The organism is Thiothrix fructosivorans (assembly GCF_017349355.1).
Lineage (GTDB): Bacteria > Pseudomonadota > Gammaproteobacteria > Thiotrichales > Thiotrichaceae > Thiothrix > Thiothrix fructosivorans.
The window spans coordinates 341,363-358,305 of record NZ_JAFMPM010000008.1; the positions used below are offsets into that span (position 1 = coordinate 341,363).

The 16,943-nt window shown below is 50.4% G+C and carries 15 protein-coding genes; 10 read left to right on the forward strand and 5 right to left on the reverse strand.

Going from position 1 to position 16,943, the window contains the following annotated elements:
* Nucleotide 1: 1 nt before the first annotated feature.
* Nucleotides 2–1,279, reverse strand: a complete 1,278-nt coding sequence (tviB, locus tag J1836_RS15850) for a Vi polysaccharide biosynthesis UDP-N-acetylglucosamine C-6 dehydrogenase TviB (protein WP_207252102.1) — start codon at nt 1,277–1,279, stop codon at nt 2–4.
* A gap of 515 nt (nt 1,280–1,794) precedes the next feature.
* Between tviB and J1836_RS15855 the strand changes: the two genes are divergently transcribed.
* From J1836_RS15855 to J1836_RS15875, 5 genes are all read left to right on the forward strand, one after another.
* On the forward strand, nt 1,795–4,455 hold the full coding sequence (locus J1836_RS15855) for a leucine-rich repeat domain-containing protein (protein WP_207252103.1): 2,661 nt from the start codon (nt 1,795–1,797) through the stop codon (nt 4,453–4,455).
* 63 nt (nt 4,456–4,518) lie between these two features.
* On the forward strand, nt 4,519–5,595 hold the full coding sequence (locus tag J1836_RS15860; RefSeq protein ID WP_207252104.1) for an ABC transporter permease: 1,077 nt from the start codon (nt 4,519–4,521) through the stop codon (nt 5,593–5,595).
* Nucleotides 5,588–6,739 carry an ABC transporter permease gene (locus J1836_RS15865; protein ID WP_207252105.1) on the forward strand — a complete coding sequence of 384 codons (1,152 nt, stop codon included), beginning with the start codon at nt 5,588–5,590 and terminating at the stop codon, nt 6,737–6,739. Before J1836_RS15860 ends, J1836_RS15865 begins: the two co-directional genes overlap by 8 nt.
* Nucleotides 6,736–8,406, forward strand: a complete 1,671-nt coding sequence (locus tag J1836_RS15870) for an ABC transporter ATP-binding protein (RefSeq protein WP_207252106.1) — start codon at nt 6,736–6,738, stop codon at nt 8,404–8,406. Before J1836_RS15865 ends, J1836_RS15870 begins: the two co-directional genes overlap by 4 nt.
* Nucleotides 8,407–8,729: 323 nt before the next feature.
* Nucleotides 8,730–8,945 (forward strand): hypothetical protein, encoded by a 216-nt coding sequence (locus J1836_RS15875; RefSeq protein ID WP_207252107.1) that lies wholly within the window; start codon nt 8,730–8,732, stop codon nt 8,943–8,945.
* 165 nt (nt 8,946–9,110) lie between these two features.
* Here the strand turns inward: J1836_RS15875 and ftsX are convergent, their stop codons facing one another.
* The 3 genes from ftsX to ftsY are packed head-to-tail and all read right to left on the reverse strand — an operon-like array spanning nt 9,111 to nt 11,766.
* Nucleotides 9,111–10,100, reverse strand: a complete 990-nt coding sequence (gene ftsX / locus J1836_RS15880) for a permease-like cell division protein FtsX (protein ID WP_207252108.1) — start codon at nt 10,098–10,100, stop codon at nt 9,111–9,113.
* Entirely contained in the window at nt 10,100–10,744 is a 645-nt protein-coding gene (gene ftsE / locus J1836_RS15885) for a cell division ATP-binding protein FtsE (protein ID WP_207252109.1), read from the reverse strand. Before ftsE ends, ftsX begins: the two co-directional genes overlap by 1 nt.
* A gap of 5 nt (nt 10,745–10,749) precedes the next feature.
* Complete coding sequence (ftsY, locus tag J1836_RS15890) at nt 10,750–11,766, reverse strand: signal recognition particle-docking protein FtsY (RefSeq protein ID WP_207252110.1); 1,017 nt, start codon at nt 11,764–11,766, stop codon at nt 10,750–10,752.
* 41 nt (nt 11,767–11,807) lie between these two features.
* Between ftsY and J1836_RS15895 the strand changes: the two genes are divergently transcribed.
* From J1836_RS15895 to J1836_RS15910, 4 genes are all read left to right on the forward strand, one after another.
* Nucleotides 11,808–13,232 (forward strand): M16 family metallopeptidase, encoded by a 1,425-nt coding sequence (locus J1836_RS15895; protein WP_207252111.1) that lies wholly within the window; start codon nt 11,808–11,810, stop codon nt 13,230–13,232.
* Between the two features lie 5 nt (nt 13,233–13,237).
* Nucleotides 13,238–14,548 (forward strand): M16 family metallopeptidase, encoded by a 1,311-nt coding sequence (locus J1836_RS15900; protein ID WP_207252112.1) that lies wholly within the window; start codon nt 13,238–13,240, stop codon nt 14,546–14,548.
* Nucleotides 14,538–15,086, forward strand: coding sequence for a 16S rRNA (guanine(966)-N(2))-methyltransferase RsmD (rsmD, locus tag J1836_RS15905; RefSeq protein WP_207252113.1), 549 nt, complete (start codon nt 14,538–14,540; stop codon nt 15,084–15,086). Before J1836_RS15900 ends, rsmD begins: the two co-directional genes overlap by 11 nt.
* Before the next feature lie 84 nt (nt 15,087–15,170).
* Complete coding sequence (locus tag J1836_RS15910; RefSeq protein ID WP_207252114.1) at nt 15,171–15,698, forward strand: C40 family peptidase; 528 nt, start codon at nt 15,171–15,173, stop codon at nt 15,696–15,698.
* Here the strand turns inward: J1836_RS15910 and J1836_RS15915 are convergent.
* Nucleotides 15,689–15,883 carry a hypothetical protein gene (locus J1836_RS15915; RefSeq protein ID WP_207252115.1) on the reverse strand — a complete coding sequence of 65 codons (195 nt, stop codon included), beginning with the start codon at nt 15,881–15,883 and terminating at the stop codon, nt 15,689–15,691. The two genes, J1836_RS15910 and J1836_RS15915, sit on opposite strands and share 10 nt — an antisense overlap.
* Before the next feature lie 104 nt (nt 15,884–15,987).
* On the opposite strand from J1836_RS15915, the gene J1836_RS15920 reads away from it, so the two are divergent.
* Complete coding sequence (locus tag J1836_RS15920) at nt 15,988–16,857, forward strand: Lcl domain-containing protein (RefSeq protein ID WP_207252116.1); 870 nt, start codon at nt 15,988–15,990, stop codon at nt 16,855–16,857.
* Nucleotides 16,858–16,943: the final 86 nt, after the last annotated feature.

The following is a 16,943-nucleotide window of genomic DNA, read 5'->3' on the forward strand; positions in this document are numbered from 1 at the left end:
GTTATAATCTCAAATCTGAAGCATCGGCAGGGAACACATATTTCAGGTCATATAGCACATGCATGTTTTTCCCTAAACCACGAATACCATCTATACCCATTTCCTTAAACTGCTGATGCCCAACTGCTAAAATAATCGCATCATAAGCTCCTTGTCGTGGCTCAAGTACTGGCGTGATCTGGTATTCATGTTGTGCCTCTTCCACCGATACCCATGGGTCATACACATCGGCTTCAATGCCGTACTCACACAATTCTTTCAGGATGTCGACCACACGGGTATTGCGTAAATCCGGGCAGTTCTCCTTAAAGGTCAAACCCATCACCAGCACTTTCGCGCCTTCCACCTGAATACGCTGCTTCAACATCGCCTTGATCAATTGCGACACCACATAAGCACCCATGCCGTCATTAATACGCCGCCCAGCCAGAATCACTTCCGGGTGATAACCCAATGATTGCGCCTTGTGGGTCAGGTAATACGGGTCAACCCCAATGCAATGCCCACCGACCAAACCGGGGCGGAAGGGCAAAAAGTTCCATTTTGTACCCGCCGCTAACAATACCGATTCCGTATCAATACCCATGCGGTTAAAAATCACTGCCAACTCATTGATCAAGGCAATATTCAAATCGCGCTGAGTGTTTTCAATGACTTTGGCAGCTTCTGCAACTTTGATGCTGGTGGCTTTATGCGTGCCTGCGGTGATAATGCGTTGATACAGCGCATCCACAAAATCAGCCACGTCAGGGGTAGAACCAGAAGTCACCTTCTTAATGGTAGGAAGGCGATGTTCTTTGTCACCGGGGTTAATCCGCTCCGGTGAATAGCCAGCAAAGAAATCCACGTTAAACGTCAGCCCAGAAACACGCTCAATCACTGGAATGCAATCTTCTTCGGTCGCACCGGGGTAAACCGTGGACTCATAGACCACGACATCACCACGCTTGATAATTTTACCAATACTCTCACTCGCTTTAATTAATGGGGTGAGATCAGGACGCTTATGGTCATCTATCGGGGTTGGCACAGTAACAATAAAAACATTTGCATCGCGCAGGTCTTCTAAATGGTCGGTGTAACTTAGGTGTTGTGCATCCTGCAATTCTTCCGATGTCGTTTCTAGTGTATGGTCATTACCACTTTTCAGTTCTTCAATGCGTGCTTTGTTAATATCAAAGCCGATGGTGGGAAGGTGTTTGCCAAATTCGACTGCTAATGGCAAACCGACATAGCCCAAGCCGATGATGGCTAGCGTTGATTGTTCAAGTGTTTTCATGAATGCCCCAGAGAAAGAGGTAATGGTTTATATATGATTTTAACTATGCATTTAAGTCAAAAAAGCTAGGTACGCTACCGCCCTACCTTGTATTGCCCGGTATGGCTTCGATGTGGTGTCCCCATTGATGAGCGCGAGCTTAACGGCAAAACCGATCAACGGTTGTGATGCCTATCACACTTTACAAAAAAACCTGATAAAACTTGGTTAAGATGTATGCGTTTTGGATACGCTACCGCCCTGCCTTGTATCTAATCAGCATCAGTTATCGTTAGTGTGTTATGACTTAAATCTAGTCTGTTAAGTGCAGTATATCGGAAAAACTATACCATTTGTCTGTTAACTGCCTAATGCAAAGCATGAATATTTTTATCCACGCTCAACTATCATTCGACTTATCCGCCCGACAGCCCAAAATTACTACAAAACTAGTCGCCTGTATGTGACGTATCTCACACCAAAAAATACATTTATGCCATAAAATAAATGAATAGTTTGTTTTGAGGCATCATGTCATGAAAATCAGGGGTTTGGGGATCATTATCCTAACGGGTGTTTGCGTTTTATGTTCGTCAGTGGTGCAAGCGGCTAACACCAAACCAACCGCCCTGCCGCAATCCGTCACCGTGACAGAAGATACGGCAACGTCCATTACCCTCGAAGGGTTAGACCCTGATGTCGGCAGCGTGCTGACCTACAAAATCAGCAGCAAACCCACCAAAGGCACAGTGGTGTTACCTGCGGGCAGTAACATAGCCACCTACACCCCCAAAGCCAACCTCAGCGGCAGCGATAAATTCACCTTCGCAGTGAACGACGGCAGCTTAACCTCAACCACGGCCACCGTGAGCATCATGATCAATGCGATCAATGACGCACCCGTAGCCGTCGGGCAAGCCATCAAGCTCACCGAAGACACCAGCAAAAGCATTACCCTGAAAGCCACTGATGTAGACAGTAAAACCTTGACCTATCAGGTTGTGACGCCACCCGCGAATGGCAGTGTCATCATCAGTGGTGCTAAAGCGACCTATAAACCCAATACCAATTACGCCGGTGCGGATAGTTTTACCTTTGCTGCGAGCGATGGCAGTTCAGTATCAGCCCCTGCCACTGTGAGCCTCGCGATTGCTGCTGTTAATGATAAACCTGTTGCCGATTCCAAAACTGTGGTGGTGTCAACACGCGGGACAAGCACTATTACGCTCAGCGGTTCAGATCCCGATGGCAATAGCTTAACCTACGCACTGATGAGCAGCCCCAAACCGAAAGGCACTGTCAGTGCTATCAAGAATGGCAATCAAGTCACCTACACCCCGAAGGCGGGTGTCACCAGCGATGCATTCAAGTTCACGGTAAAAGACGGCAAACTCACTTCAACCGCTGCCACGCTTACCATCGCTGTTAAAGATATTATCTCGATTACTGACCCTGCTTTGTTGCAATGCTTTGGCGATGTTGTGCCGAGCGCGACCACGGATACGTTGAGTTGTGTCGATATTGATTTATCTCAGGCTGATTTATCGCAATTATCACAATTACCTAGCTTACAAACCTTGGATTTGTCATACACCAACTTGACCAATATCAGCGCCCTGAGCACCTTGACCAGCTTGCAAGTCTTAGGGCTGGACGGTAACAACCTCACCCGCGTGACAGACATTGATGACTTACCCAATTTGCAAGAACTCTACCTGCGTGGCAATGCCTTAACCGACGTGAGCACCTTGTCGCGTCTGACCAAGCTACAAGCGCTAGAGTTAGGTTTCAACGCGATTACCACTATTCCATCCCTCACTAGCATGACCGCTTTAGAACGTTTAGGGTTGGAATACAATGCCATTACCGATGTTGCCCCACTGTCGGGGCGCACCAGTCTGAAAAGTTTGGATCTGGAATACAACGCCATTACCAGCTCAACGACGAATATCGCCAGTTTAAACTCCTTAACAGGGTTAAATGCGCATCTGCGCTTAGAAGGCAATCGGTTGCTAAGCGTGGATGATTTGAAATACATGGGGGGTAGCAAGAACTTGACGCTCACCCTCGAAGATAATTGCTTACCAGCGGTGATCGCCTTACCAAGCCGTATCAAAGTGGTAGGTAAGTCATGGCAGTTTGCGCCGAGTCGCTGTGGCAGCACCGCGCCAATAGCGTTAGCCAAAAATGTCGAAATTTTCCAAAACACGCCAACCACCATTAACTTGGATGTGGCGGATGCTAATGGCAATGCGCTAAACCCTAGCAATCCGAATATCACTTATCAGCTAGAAAGCACTAGTGTGGTGGGTGGCGTGTTAACCGTTTCTGCCAAAGGACAGGTATTATTGACACCAACGCATGGTTATTTAGGGACGGCGGGTACGTTCGCCTTCTCTGCGACGTATAGCGGACAAAAGTCACGGGTGGCAACCGTCAATTTACGGGTTATTCACCCCATGCTCTCGACGTGTTTTGGTTCAAGTTCGAGCATTCCCACGGAAGAGGCATTATTAGCCAGTACGCAGTTTGCGTGTCCTAACCAAAATTTGACCGATATTAGCGTGCTTGCACATTATTTTCCCAAAATTCAAGCACTAGACTTGAGCAACAATCAGATTACCGACATCAGCAGTTTGACTGCACAGCATTTTCCTGATCTGCGTGATTTGTATTTGAGTGGTAATGCCTTGGATGCCAGTGATCTGAGCGCGTTGGGTGTGAACTTGCCTAGCTTAAACACCTTATTCATTGATAATGCCCAATTGGACAATAACAATTTGGTGGATTTGTTTGGTACGCCTGATGTGCCCAAATTACGCTTGGTAAATTATTTAGTACTGCGTAACAATCAGATTACTGATCTACAACCGCTACTGCATCTGCGTAATATGGCAATCTTGAACCTAGACGGCAATTTATTGACCGATGTTGCCGCGTTGTCACCAGCGGATACGGCATCCCCACTGCCTATGCCGAGCTTGTCGCAACTGTCATTGGATCAGAATAGGCTGAAAGCCATTGCCTTGCCGCGTTTGACCAAGCTGAATTATTTACAGCCGTCCCATAACTGCATCACCGTGATGCCGACTGTGCCTGCATCGGTTGCTGATTTTGCGACCAATTGGAATACCTATTGGAAAGGCAATCAACGGGCGGTGGATAATACGGGTCAATGCCCAGTGTATCAGCCGTGACTGGACGGGGTAGGGCGGCTTGTGTAATCTGACTCTTTCGCCATCCAGTCAGGACATAACCATTTGCTAACCTACCTCCTGCGCCGTTTACTCTTGATGATCCCCACCCTGTTGGGGATCACTATTGTCGTATTTGCCGTCATGGCACTCGCCCCTGGTGGGATTACCGCACAATCCCTAGTCGGTGGCGCGAACATGAAACCCGCTGAAAAACAAGCATTAACCGCCTATTACAACAAACGCTACGGTCTTGACCAACCCGCGCCGCTGCAATACCTACGCTGGCTTAACAATGTTTCCCCCGTCGGCTTCACCCAAGATCAAGCAGGCAAATTCACCGGCTTTTCACTCACCAAAGGCATGGATTTGGGCGATAGCCTTATGTACGGGCGACCGGTCAGTGACATTCTCGCCGAACGCATTCCCATCACCGTTTTGCTGAATGTGGTCACGCTGCCGCTGATTTACGTGATTGCGATTGTGGTGGGGGTGAAAGCGGCGACTAAGCGCGGCGGGCGTTTCGATGTCGTGTCTGGCATGTCGATGCTGGCGTTGTGGTCGATTCCCACCATGCTCGCTGGTGTGCTATTGATCGGATTTCTGGCGAACAGCCAATATTTACAGTGGTTTCCGACGGCAGGTATTTCCAGTCGTGAAGCGCAAGACATGCCGTTCTTGCCGCATATACTCGGTGGACAGTTTGTCATGGGCTATTTGCTGGATCGTATCTGGCATTTGGTTTTGCCCGTGATTTGTTTATCGTATGCCGGTTTTGCGGGTCTAGCCAAACTTACCCGCACCTCAGTATTGGAGAACCTGCAAGCTGATTATGCGCGGACGGCGCGTGCCAAAGGGCTGTCAGAACACGATGTGCTGTGGAAACACGTTTTTCGCAATAGCCTATTACCGCTGATTACGGTGTCGGCAGGATTGCTTCCCAGCCTGTTAGCGGGTTCGCTGATCGTGGAAAACATCTTCAGTATCAATGGCATGGGGCAATTAGCGATTGAGGCGGTAAAAGGGCGTGACCGTGAATTGGTATTGTCGATTACGTGGATCAGCGGTTTCCTGACCCTAATTGGTTATCTGATTGCCGATGTTTGTTACACGCTGGTTGACCCAAGGGTGACGTATGACTGAGAGTATCTGGCGTAAAACATGGCAGGGTACGGGCGTAAAACTCGGCTTTGTGTGGATTGGCTTACTGGTGTTCATGGGCGTATTTGCGCCGTTTTTAGCCAATTCCATGCCGCTGCTAATGAGCAAAAACGGTGAAATTTCCGCACCCGTGCTGACGTATTTGACGGCTGAAGATGTCTTGGTGTTGGTCTTATTCGCGTTGGCATCGGTGTTAGCGTGGTTGCCGTTGGGTACTGGCAAACGCGTGCTGCTGTTTTTGGCGGGAACGTTGCTAACCGTTTTCGTCACGCAGGCATGGGTGAAACCGCCCGCCGTCAATCTGTACGATGATTTTCGTTCTACCGCGTATACGGCAGTCGATTGGCGCATGATGCCGCCTGTGCCGTATGCGCCGACCGATTACTTGCGTGATTACGCCGAACATGGCTTGGAAGCACCGTTGGAAGCCAGCGAGCGTTTCCACCTGATGGGTACGGAAGAAAATGGCGCGGATGTGTTCAGTCGCATGATTCACGCTTCGCGGATTGCTTTGAGCATTGGCTTGATTGCGACCAGCATTTCAATGGTGATCGGGGTGATGTTAGGCGGGTTAATGGGCTATTTTTCCGGCGTGGTCGATATGATTGGGATGCGGCTGGTGGAAATTTTCGAGGCGATTCCCACGCTGTTTTTGTTGCTGACCTTCGTGGCTTTTTTCGGGCGCAGTTTGTACATGATGATGATCATTATCGGCGTAACCAGTTGGTCGGGGTATGCGCGGTATATCCGTGCCGAATTCCTGAAATTGCGCAAGCAAGAATACGTGCAAGCGGCGGTCGCCAGCGGTTTGCCCTTGTCGTCGATTTTATTCCGCCACATGTTGCCGAATGGGGTTGCACCGTTATTGGTGGCGGCGAGTTTTGGGGTGGCATCCGCGATTTTGGCAGAGGCGACGTTGAGCTTTCTCGGTTTAGGTTTGATTGACGCGCCGTCGTGGGGGCAAATGTTGGATCAGGCGGTGAAATCGTCCACTTTTAACTGGTGGATGGCGGCATTCCCTGGTGGCGCAATTTTCTTCACGGTGTTTGCCTATAACTTGATTGGCGAAGCCTTCCGCGACGCGATTGACCCCAAATTATCGCGTAATGCGGGGGTAGGCTCATGAGTCAACCGTTGCTTGCAGTGAACAATTTGCGCACGTATTTGAACAGCAGTGGGCGTGTGGTGAAGGCGGTGGAGGATGTGAGTTTCAGCATCGCCAAGGGTGAAACCTTCTGTCTGGTCGGCGAATCGGGCAGCGGCAAGTCGATTACCGGGCTGTCAGTGATGCAGTTATTGCCACAGGACATCGCCTCGCATCCTGCTGGTGAAATTCTGTTTAATGGGCAGAACATGCTGACCTTGCCGGAAGCGGCGTTGCGGGGTATTCGTGGTTCGCAAATCGCGATGATTTTCCAAGAACCGATGACTTCGCTGAATCCCGTCTTCTCGATTGGTGAGCAGATTACGGAAGCCTTGCAGTTGCACAATCCCACCATGAGCGATGCGGAAGCGGTCGAACGCGCCATGTTAGCGTTAGAGCAGGTGCAAATGCCCAACGCCCGCGCTCGTTTCAGCGATTTCCCGCATCAATTATCCGGCGGGCAACGTCAGCGCGTGATGATCGCGATGGCATTGGCGTGTGAACCGGAATTGCTGATTGCCGACGAACCGACTACCGCTCTGGATGTGACGGTGCAGGCAGAGATTTTGCGGCTGCTGCGCCAACTGCAAGACGCTACCGGCATGAGCACCTTGTTCATTACCCACGATTTCGGCGTGGTGGCACAAATGGCGCAGCACGTCGGCGTGATGCAGCAAGGGCGGTTGGTGGAAGTGGGCAGTACAGCGCAAGTATTGCGTGCGCCACGTCACGCTTACACGCAGCAATTGCTCGCGGCAGTGCCGGAGAATTTAGCGCGTCATCGAACGGGTAGGTCGGACTTTAGTCCGACAATTTCCTCAATAAATCATGTAGAAGATGTCGGACTAAAGTCCGACCTACTGCTCTCCATTCGCCATCTCAACGTCTGGTTTCCGATCAAAAAAGGCTTGTTCCGCCAAACGGTGGATCATGTCCGCGCTGTCGATGATGTTTCGTTGGATATTCCGAAAGGGCAAATCGTGGCGCTGGTGGGCGAATCCGGTTGCGGCAAGACCACGTTAGGGCGGGCAGTATTGCAATTGGAAAAGCCCACTTCCGGCAGCATTCAATTACACGGACAAGAATTGACGGGGTTATCGGCACGCGCCTTACGCCCGTTACGCCCGAAAATGCAGATTGCGTTCCAAGACCCGCAGTCGTCGCTTAATCCGCGTTTGCTGATCGAAACGACGCTCACCGAGCCGCTCAAAGCCCACGGTATCGGCGCAAATGACGAGGAACGTTTGGAGCGTGCCGCCAACATTCTGGCGGATATGCAGCTTCCGCGAGAGGCGTTGTGGCGTTACCCGCACGAATTTTCTGGCGGACAACGCCAGCGCATCGGTTTGGCGCGGGCGCTGGTGTTGAATCCCGACTTCATTGTGTGCGATGAAATTACCAGTGCGTTAGACGTATCGGTGCAAGCAGAAATTCTGCAATTGCTGCTGAAAATCCGCGCCGAACACGATCTAACCTTACTGTTTATTACCCACAATATTGGGGTGGTGGAATACCTAAGCGATCAGACGGTGGTGATGTACAAAGGTAAAATCGTCGAACGCGGTGCTACGTCTGATGTGTGTGGTCATCCGCAAGATGCCTATACCCAGAAACTACTGTCAGCTGTGCCGCGCTTGCTTAAGATTTAGGGGGAAGCTCTGGCAGCCAAAGATTAGCACCACAGTCATGGCAGTGAAAATGTAACAAATGTCTACGCGTTAACATCTTTTCATACCATGAGCGTTTTGCGCGTAAGAGGAAGGTGCTTTGACATTCGGGGCAGGTACGAGAATAGTCATGGTCGTTGACACCATAGCTGAACGCTGGATGAGTTTTCTCTGGCATTACTTGCATCGTGGATAGCCTTATTTGTCATGAAATTTAAAATTTACTGAAACAGTCTAGGCTTAATTTTACACAGAGTCTCATTTTTATATTTTATTGTGAGTAAGGCCGCATAGAAACCGGAGGCATGTCAGTCATACCATTGTTTGCTGATCCCGGCGGTATGGCAATGCCTTTAGTCTTTCTTCCAGAATTTCTCACCGCAATCCTGACACCAGAATTTGTGTTGGCGGGTGAGGAGTTTTTCGTACCAAGTGCGGCGGACGGGCATGATATAAGCGCTGCGGCAGCATGGGCAGCCGATGCGACTCTTTTTCAGCCAATCAAATTGATGGACTTGTGAGAATGGACGGGGTGGAGAAAGCGACACCAACGCTTTGGATGTACTTAACATGGCAGCAACAGCCCTTGACACTCGAAAGACCCACAATCTAATACAGGTTCGGGTAAAAATCAATCTACTTTAGGCATTGCTATCTAATTGATTCGTATTCATTAATCAGTTGTTTCATTTTATAGCATCATCACTTTGCCAGAGGTAACGTCCCACGGCGAGCCATGAGCCGATGACGCCTAAAACGCTACTGGCGAGCAGAATTTGCAATGTCATCAAGACATCAATGCCGCTGAGGGTAAAGGTGCTGCCGTATAATTTGGCTAGTTGTGTTACTGGTTCAACCAAAAACAATAGGGCAACGTGCACAATAACCAAGCTAAGCACCCCACCAAATAGCCCCAACCAAATGCCGTTATAGATGAAGGGGCGGCGGATATAGGCATTGGTTGCGCCAATTAATTGGGTGACGCGGATTTCTTCCTTGCGGTTTTCGATGTCGAGCCGGATGGTATTGCCGACGACCAAGAGCACCGTCATGCCCAGCAAAATCGACACCACCAGCACAATCCGTTCAGCAATCCGCAAAATACCGCGCAAGCGTTGTACCCATTCCACGTCGATTTGCAAATCGTCGACTTCCGAATAGGCTTTGAGTTTTTTGGATAAGTCCTCCACATCCATGTCTTCTCCCCCCAATAAACTCAGGCGCGGGGTAAGAATCAGGACGTGGGGCAGGGGATTAGCATCCAGTGTTTCCAGCGTTTGCGCAAAGCCAGTGATTTTGCGGAAGTCCGCCAAGGCTTCCTCACGCGTCACTACGCGTACATTATCAATTTCGGGCAATTCCGAGAGTAATTCAGCGCGGTCTTTGGCTTGTTGCTCAGAAACCGACTGTTTCAGGAACAAGGTAATGGTGGGGACTTCGCGCTTATCTGCTGTCAATGTCTGCATGTTTTTCAGCAATAAGTGCAAACTGGTCGGCAAGGAAAGCGCAATCGCAATCGCGGCTAAGGTAATCCATGTCGATGCGGGGTTAAACCACAAGCGTTCCATGCTGAATTTAATGGCACTGGCTTGCTGATTCCACCACGCGCTGAAGGGATTGGCAGTAGTCGATGTATTGCGTTTCGGGGCAACTTTCTTATTGGTTGGCGTCGTCATTAGTCCACCTTTTGTAACACGATGGTACGTTTTTTCATGCGTTCGACCAGTGCGTGGTCGTGGCTAGCAATCATCACCGTTGCGCCGAGTTCGTTGAATTGCGCGAAGGTAAACATAATGTCTTGCGCGAGTTCGGGGTCGAGGTTGCCAGTGGGTTCGTCTGCCAGAATGATGGTGGGTTTGTTGACCATCGCACGGGCGATACCAACGCGCTGTTTTTCGCCAGCGGATAGCATGAGTGGGAAGGTGTTTTCGCGTCCGGTTAGCCCGACTTTATCCAATGCTGCTTGCACACGGCGGCGGGTTTCGCTTTGCCCCATGCCTGCAATGCGCAAGGGCAGGGCGATATTGTCGAACACGGTACGGTCGTACAGCAGGTGTGGGTCTTGGAAAATGAAACCGATGCGGCGGCGGTAGTTGGGAATCTGGCTGCGCCCCAGCTTGCTCAAGGAGCGCCCACCGATCAGCACCTCTCCTTTAGTGGGGCGTTCCAACATTGCCACTAATTTGAGCAAGGTGCTTTTGCCTGCGCCGGAATGCCCGGTAATGAACACCATTTCCCCAGCTTCCAGCGTGAGGTTAATATTGTAAAGGGCAAGTTGCCCTGTGGGGTACTTCTTACTAACTTGTTTGAATTCAATCATGTAGCTTAGCTGTCCCCAGCAAGCAAGGCGCTGGTGAATTCATAAGCATCGAATTCTTGGAGGTCGTCGATGCTTTCACCTACGCCAATAAAGCGCACGGGGATTTTAAGTTGTTGGGCAATCGCGAACAGGATACCGCCTTTAGCCGTCCCGTCCAGTTTAGTGACGGTGATTCCCGTCAGCCCTAATGCTTCGTTGAATTGTTTGGCTTGTACCAAAGCATTTTGACCAATACTGGCATCCACAATCAGCATGATTTCATGCGGTGCAGAGCCATCAAACTTTTGTATCACACGTTTAACTTTTTTCAGCTCATCCATTAGGTTGGTCTGCGTGTGCAGCCGACCAGCGGTATCCGCGAGCAATACGTCGATTTTACGCGCTTTGGCGGCTTGTACTGCATCAAAAATGACTGAAGCAGAATCCGCGCCACTGCCCTGGGCAATCACCGGAATATTATTGCGTTCACCCCAAATGGTGAGCTGTTCCACCGCCGCAGCACGGAACGTATCGCCTGCGGCAAGCATGACGGATTTGCCGTCTTGCTGGAATTTCTTGGCGAGTTTGCCAATCGTGGTGGTTTTACCCGCGCCATTAATACCGACCATGAGCAATACAAACGGTTGGTGCGCGGTGTCGATCACCAAGGGTTGTGCGGCAGGGCGCAAAATGCGGTGCATTTTATTGTAAAGTGCTTGCATTAACGCATCCATATCCGCCAATTCTGCGCGTTTAACGCGACTGGTGAGGTCGGCGATAATTTCGCGGGTGGCATCAACACCCACATCGGCGGTTAATAAGCGTGTTTCTAATTCTTCCAGCACATCATCGTCGATTTTCTTTTTGCCGACGACTAGCGTGCTCATCCCCTCAGTGATGGCATGACTGGTTTTAGAGAGACCCCGTTTTAACCGCGCAAATAAACCTTCCGCTGGGGCTTCCGGTGCGGTGGGGGCGATTGGTGTAGCAGCAGAAGTGTTTTCTGGTATTTCCTGCTTTTTTTTCTTTCCGAATCCAAACATCGTACAATGACCGTCCAGCTTTACTATCGTCAGGTGAAAGAATGCGAAGAATACTACCATTTGCCGGACAAAACCGTAATATCAAAACAATTCTAGCGGTTTCTGTCGTGTTTGCAGGTTTTTTTACAACACCATTGCACGCTATTGAGCGTGTGAAAGTGGCTGTACCCGTTTACGAATACAAGCTGGATAACGGTTTGAAGGTGTTGGTGAAACAAGATAAACGTGCGCCGATTGCAGTGGTGCAGTTGTGGTACAAAGTCGGTTCGAGCTACGAACACAACGGTTCTACGGGTCTGTCACACGTGGTTGAACACATGATGTTCAAGGGAACGACCAAGCACCCGACTGGCGAATTCAACCGTATTATTGCCGAAAATGGCGCGGAAGATAACGCGTTCACGGGGCAAGATTACACGGCATATTACCAAGTCATCGCGGCTGATCGGCTGGAAGTGGCGTTTGAATTGGAATCGGATCGGGTGCGCAACCTGACGTTACCGCCCGAAGAATTCAAGAAAGAAGTGGAAGTGGTCAAGGAAGAACGGCGTTGGCGTACCGAAGACAAACCGACGGCGTTGACCCGTGAGCAGTTTGAAGCGGTTGCTTTTATGAACAGTCCTTACCATAACCCCGTGATCGGCTGGATGGCGGATTTGGATGCGATGCAAGTCGAAGATTTGCGGGCATGGTACGAACGTTGGTACGCGCCTAACAATGCAACCTTGGTCGTGGTCGGCGATGTTGACCCTGATAAGGTGCACGAGCTGGCGAAAAAGTATTACGGCCCTCTCAAGCCCACGGCAGCTATTCCCCCGCCCAAACCGCAAACTGAAGTCGAGCAAAAAGGTTTGCGCACTATCAAAGTGAAAGCGCCCGCCGAATTGCCGTACATCATGATGGGTTACAAAGTCCCCGGTATGATTAATGCTAAGGAAAAATGGGAGCCGTATGCGCTGGAAGTACTTGCGGGGATTTTGGATGGCGGTAACAGTTCGCGCTTATCCAAGGAGCTGATTCGCGGTAAAGAAATCGCCTCCAGTGCCAGTGCGTGGTACAGCGGGTCGGGGCGTTTGCCGGATTTGTTCAGCTTAAGCGGGATGCCGACCAAAGGCGAAAAGCTCGAAACGGTCAAAGCCGCATTACTGGAACAGGTCGAAAAGCTGCGCAATGAACCCGTGACGGCTGATGAATTGGCGCGAGTCAAAGCGCAAGTGATTGCAGGCGAGATCTACGAACGCGATTCCCAACAAAATCAAGCAAATGTGCTGGGTTCGTTGGAAACTGTCGGTTTGGGGTACAAGCTGGCGGACGAGTACGTGGATAATATCTTGGCGATTACGCCCGAACAAATTCAAGCCGTTGCGAAGAAGTACCTGATTGAAGACACGTTGACGATTGCCGAGCTTGACCCGCAGCCGCTTGACCCGAATAAGCCCAAAAATGCCCCCAGTTTTGTGAGATAAACCGTATGTTAAAAAAAATCTTGTTAGCACCACTGCTGCTGTGGGTGGTGTTTGCACCTTGCGTACACGCTGCCCCGAAAATCGAAAACTGGACGACCAGCAATGGGTTGCGGGTGTATTACGTTCATGCACCGGATTTGCCAATGCTCGATTTGCGTCTCGCGTTTGATGCGGGCAGTGCGCGGGATGGCAATAAGCCCGGTCTTGCTGCTCTCACTAATAGTATGTTGGATAAAGGCGCGGCAGGCTTGAGTGAAGACCAATTGGCTGAGCAATTTGAGTCGATTGGGGCGGGTTTTGGTGCAGGTACGTCAATGGATTTGGCATCGGTCAGCTTGCGTACCATCACGTTGCCAAAGGAACAACAAGCGGCGTTGGAAACGTGGTTGAAAGTGCTATCCAAACCGGATTTTCCGCAGAAAGATTTTGAACGGGTGCAAAAATTAACGCTGGTCGGGCTGCAAGCTGAAAAGCAAGACCCCGCGAGTTTGGGCAGTAAGGCGTTTTACAAAGCCTTGTACGGTGATCATCCTTACGGACAACCGGAAAACGGCACAGAAGAGAGTATTCCAGCATTGACGGTTGCTGACCTGAAAGCGTTTTATCAGCAGTATTACGTGGCGAAAAATGGCTTGCTGGCGATTGTGGGTGCGGCAGATCGGCAACAAGCGGAAGCCTTGGCAGAGCAGGTGGCGGGTGTATTGCCGCCCGGTGGGGCGGCTGCCCCAATTCCTGAAGTGAAGCCGTTGACTGAGGCTAAAACGGTGAAGATTCCGTACCCTTCTAGCCAATCACACATTACGGTGGGGCAGATTGGGAATAAACGCGGCGATGCGGATTATTTTACGTTGTACATGGGCAACCAAGTGCTGGGCGGGAGTGGTTTTACGTCGCGATTGATGAAGGAGGTGCGTGATGCACGCGGTTTGAGTTATAGCGTGAGCAGTTATTTTTCACCGTTCGCACAATTAGGGGCGTTCACGGTCAGCTTGCAAACCAAGAAGGAACAAACCGATGCAGCCCTGACAGTGGTGCGTGATGTGTTGGGCAAGTTCCAGAAAGAAGGCCCGACAGCAGAGGAATTGGACGCTGCTAAAAAGGACATTACTGGCGGTTTCCCGTTGCGCACGGCGAGTAACAGCCAGATGGTGGAATACGTTGGCATTATTGGCTTCTACCAACTACCGTTGGATTACTTGGATACGTTTACCAGCACGATTAATGTGTTAACCCGTGAGCAGATTGCGGATGCGTTCACGCGGCGGGTGCAGCCGGATAAAATGGTGACAGTGATTGTGGGTGGCGATGAAAAATAATTTGTTACGCATTATTGGTGGGGAATGGCGTAGCCGTAAGCTACGCTTTGCCGATGTCGCGGGTTTGCGCCCCACGCCGGATCGGGTACGCGAAACCTTGTTTAATTGGCTGCAAACGCAAGTGCCGGGGGCGCGTTGCCTCGATTTGTTTGCAGGCAGTGGCGCGTTGGGGTTGGAAGCTTTGTCGCGAGGGGCGGGCGAGGTGGTGATGGTGGAAAAACATCCCGCCGCCGCGCGTTTGTTGCGTGAAAATATTACGTTGTTGGGGGCGCAAAATGCGCTATTGTTACACGATGATGCGTTCCGTTACCTGCAACGCGAAACGGTGGGATTTGATCTGATTTTTCTCGATCCACCGTTTCGGCAGAATTTGTTAGTGCCTGTGTTGGAAGCGATTGTTGACAAAGGCCTGCTGAAAACGGGTGGCATGATTTATCTGGAGCAGGAGGCGGATACCACCATAGACTTTGAGCGGTTCAATCTGACCATCCACCGTGCAACCAAAGCGGGGCAGGTGCAAAGTTTATTGCTAATTTGAGTATTTTTGTTCAGCAAAGATTCAGGTTGTGTTCTAGGCTTTATGGGTGAGTGTTTTGTTGACAATTATGCGGAGGATAACCCGATGTTCGGTGTCGTAGTGCGAGGATTAGTAGCGCTGTTGGCTTGTTCCTTGATCGGTTGCAGTGCAGTGTCAGAAGCCCCGAAATCCATCAGTGTGGCGCAAATTCCTGTGCAGGAAGTGCCAGCGTCGGTGACGTTGCTGGATAAGGTGGTGTGGAATGCGCAAAAGCAGCAGGGCAAGATGTACCGCTGGGGTGGCACTAGCCCCGTGACGGGATTTGATTGCAGCGGCTTGACGCAATACGCGTTCAAAAACGGCGCACAAGTGGCGATTCCGCGCACCGCCGCACAACAATACGACGCTGCCGTGAAAGTCTCACGCGAGCAAAGCCAGAAGGGCGATCTAGTGTTTTTCAATACCAGTGGCAAGCGCGTCAGCCATGTTGGGATTTATTTGGGAAATAATAAGTTTGTCCATGCGCCGCGCACGGGACGAGCGATTGCTACTGATCAACTGAAGGGCTATTGGGCGAATCGTTTGATTGGGTTTGGGCGAATTCCGGGGGCTTGCCGTCCTAGTTATTCGTGAGAAGTGCGGCGTTGCTTACTTCCAGAGAACGGCAACGTCGTAGATTCTAGGCTTTTAGGTGTTTCGTATTCCAGAAAGTCACCCAATGGTTCATCAGCGTTGGGCGTAATGCTTTTTACCAAACCTCGCAGTGAACCAAGTTTCCGTTTTGGTTTGTTGATGGAGTCTTGCGTACTTCTTTGCATGGCAAATAATCCGTTACTGATAGGCACATGATAATTGTAGCATTCACATCCTGCTATGAATCTGCTACTAATGCAGCATCTTTTTATCAGTCGATTCTTACCTCATGCCGAAAGCCTTTATCAGTTATGCCTGCGATGGTAGCCACGGTGAAAACCTTGCCGCCGAGATTCAGCAGCAGTTGTTGGCGGCTGGCTTTGCCGTGTTCCGCGATGTGATCGGTTTGAAACCGGGCGATGTGTGGTATCACAAACTGGAATTTGAACTCGAAACCAGCGATGTGATGGTGTTGGTGGTTTCTGAGAAAGTGCGCACGTCGAAGTGGGTGCATAACGAAGTGAGTATGGCGGAGGAAATCGGTATTCCGGTGATTCCAGTGCTCGCGGAAAAAGTGCGGTATCCGTTGTGGTTGCGGCATTTGCAGGTGCTGGATTTTTGTGGGGCGGTGGATTGGACGTTGTTGTTGGGGGCGCTTGGGCATCATGTGGGAAAAACCCTCACCCCCCAGCCCCCTCTCCCAGAGGTAGAGGGGGAGCAAGAAAAAGAGCCAGCGGCTGAACTTGTTGCAGACCGCTATATCATCCACAACAATGGAACGGTAACGGATACCGTAACTAATCTGATGTGGAAGCGGTGTAGTGAAGGGCAATATGGCGTAGATTGTAAAGTGGAAGTGCAACGTCATAACTGGAATGACACCATGTCGAAATTCGGCAAAGGGGTAAGTTTTGCAGGTTACAACGATTGGCGCGTGCCGACCATCGAAGAGTTGCGAACCCTCGTGGATAATAGTCAGCATCCGACCATTAACTTACAGGCATTTCCGAATACTTTAGCTGATCATTTTTGGTCTTCGTCTTTTAATGCCGAGAATAGTGCTAACGCATTGAATGTCGATTTCGCTAACGGCTACATCAGAGAGCTTTTTAAGGATTATTATTCCTTTCCGGTACGGTTAGTGCGTAGCGGACAATGATTCCGCTGTGACAGCAAATAGCAAAGTCTGTTACCACATTAGGCATTAGTTCCCGCTTCGTTGTACCATTCCCACATCAAGGCAAA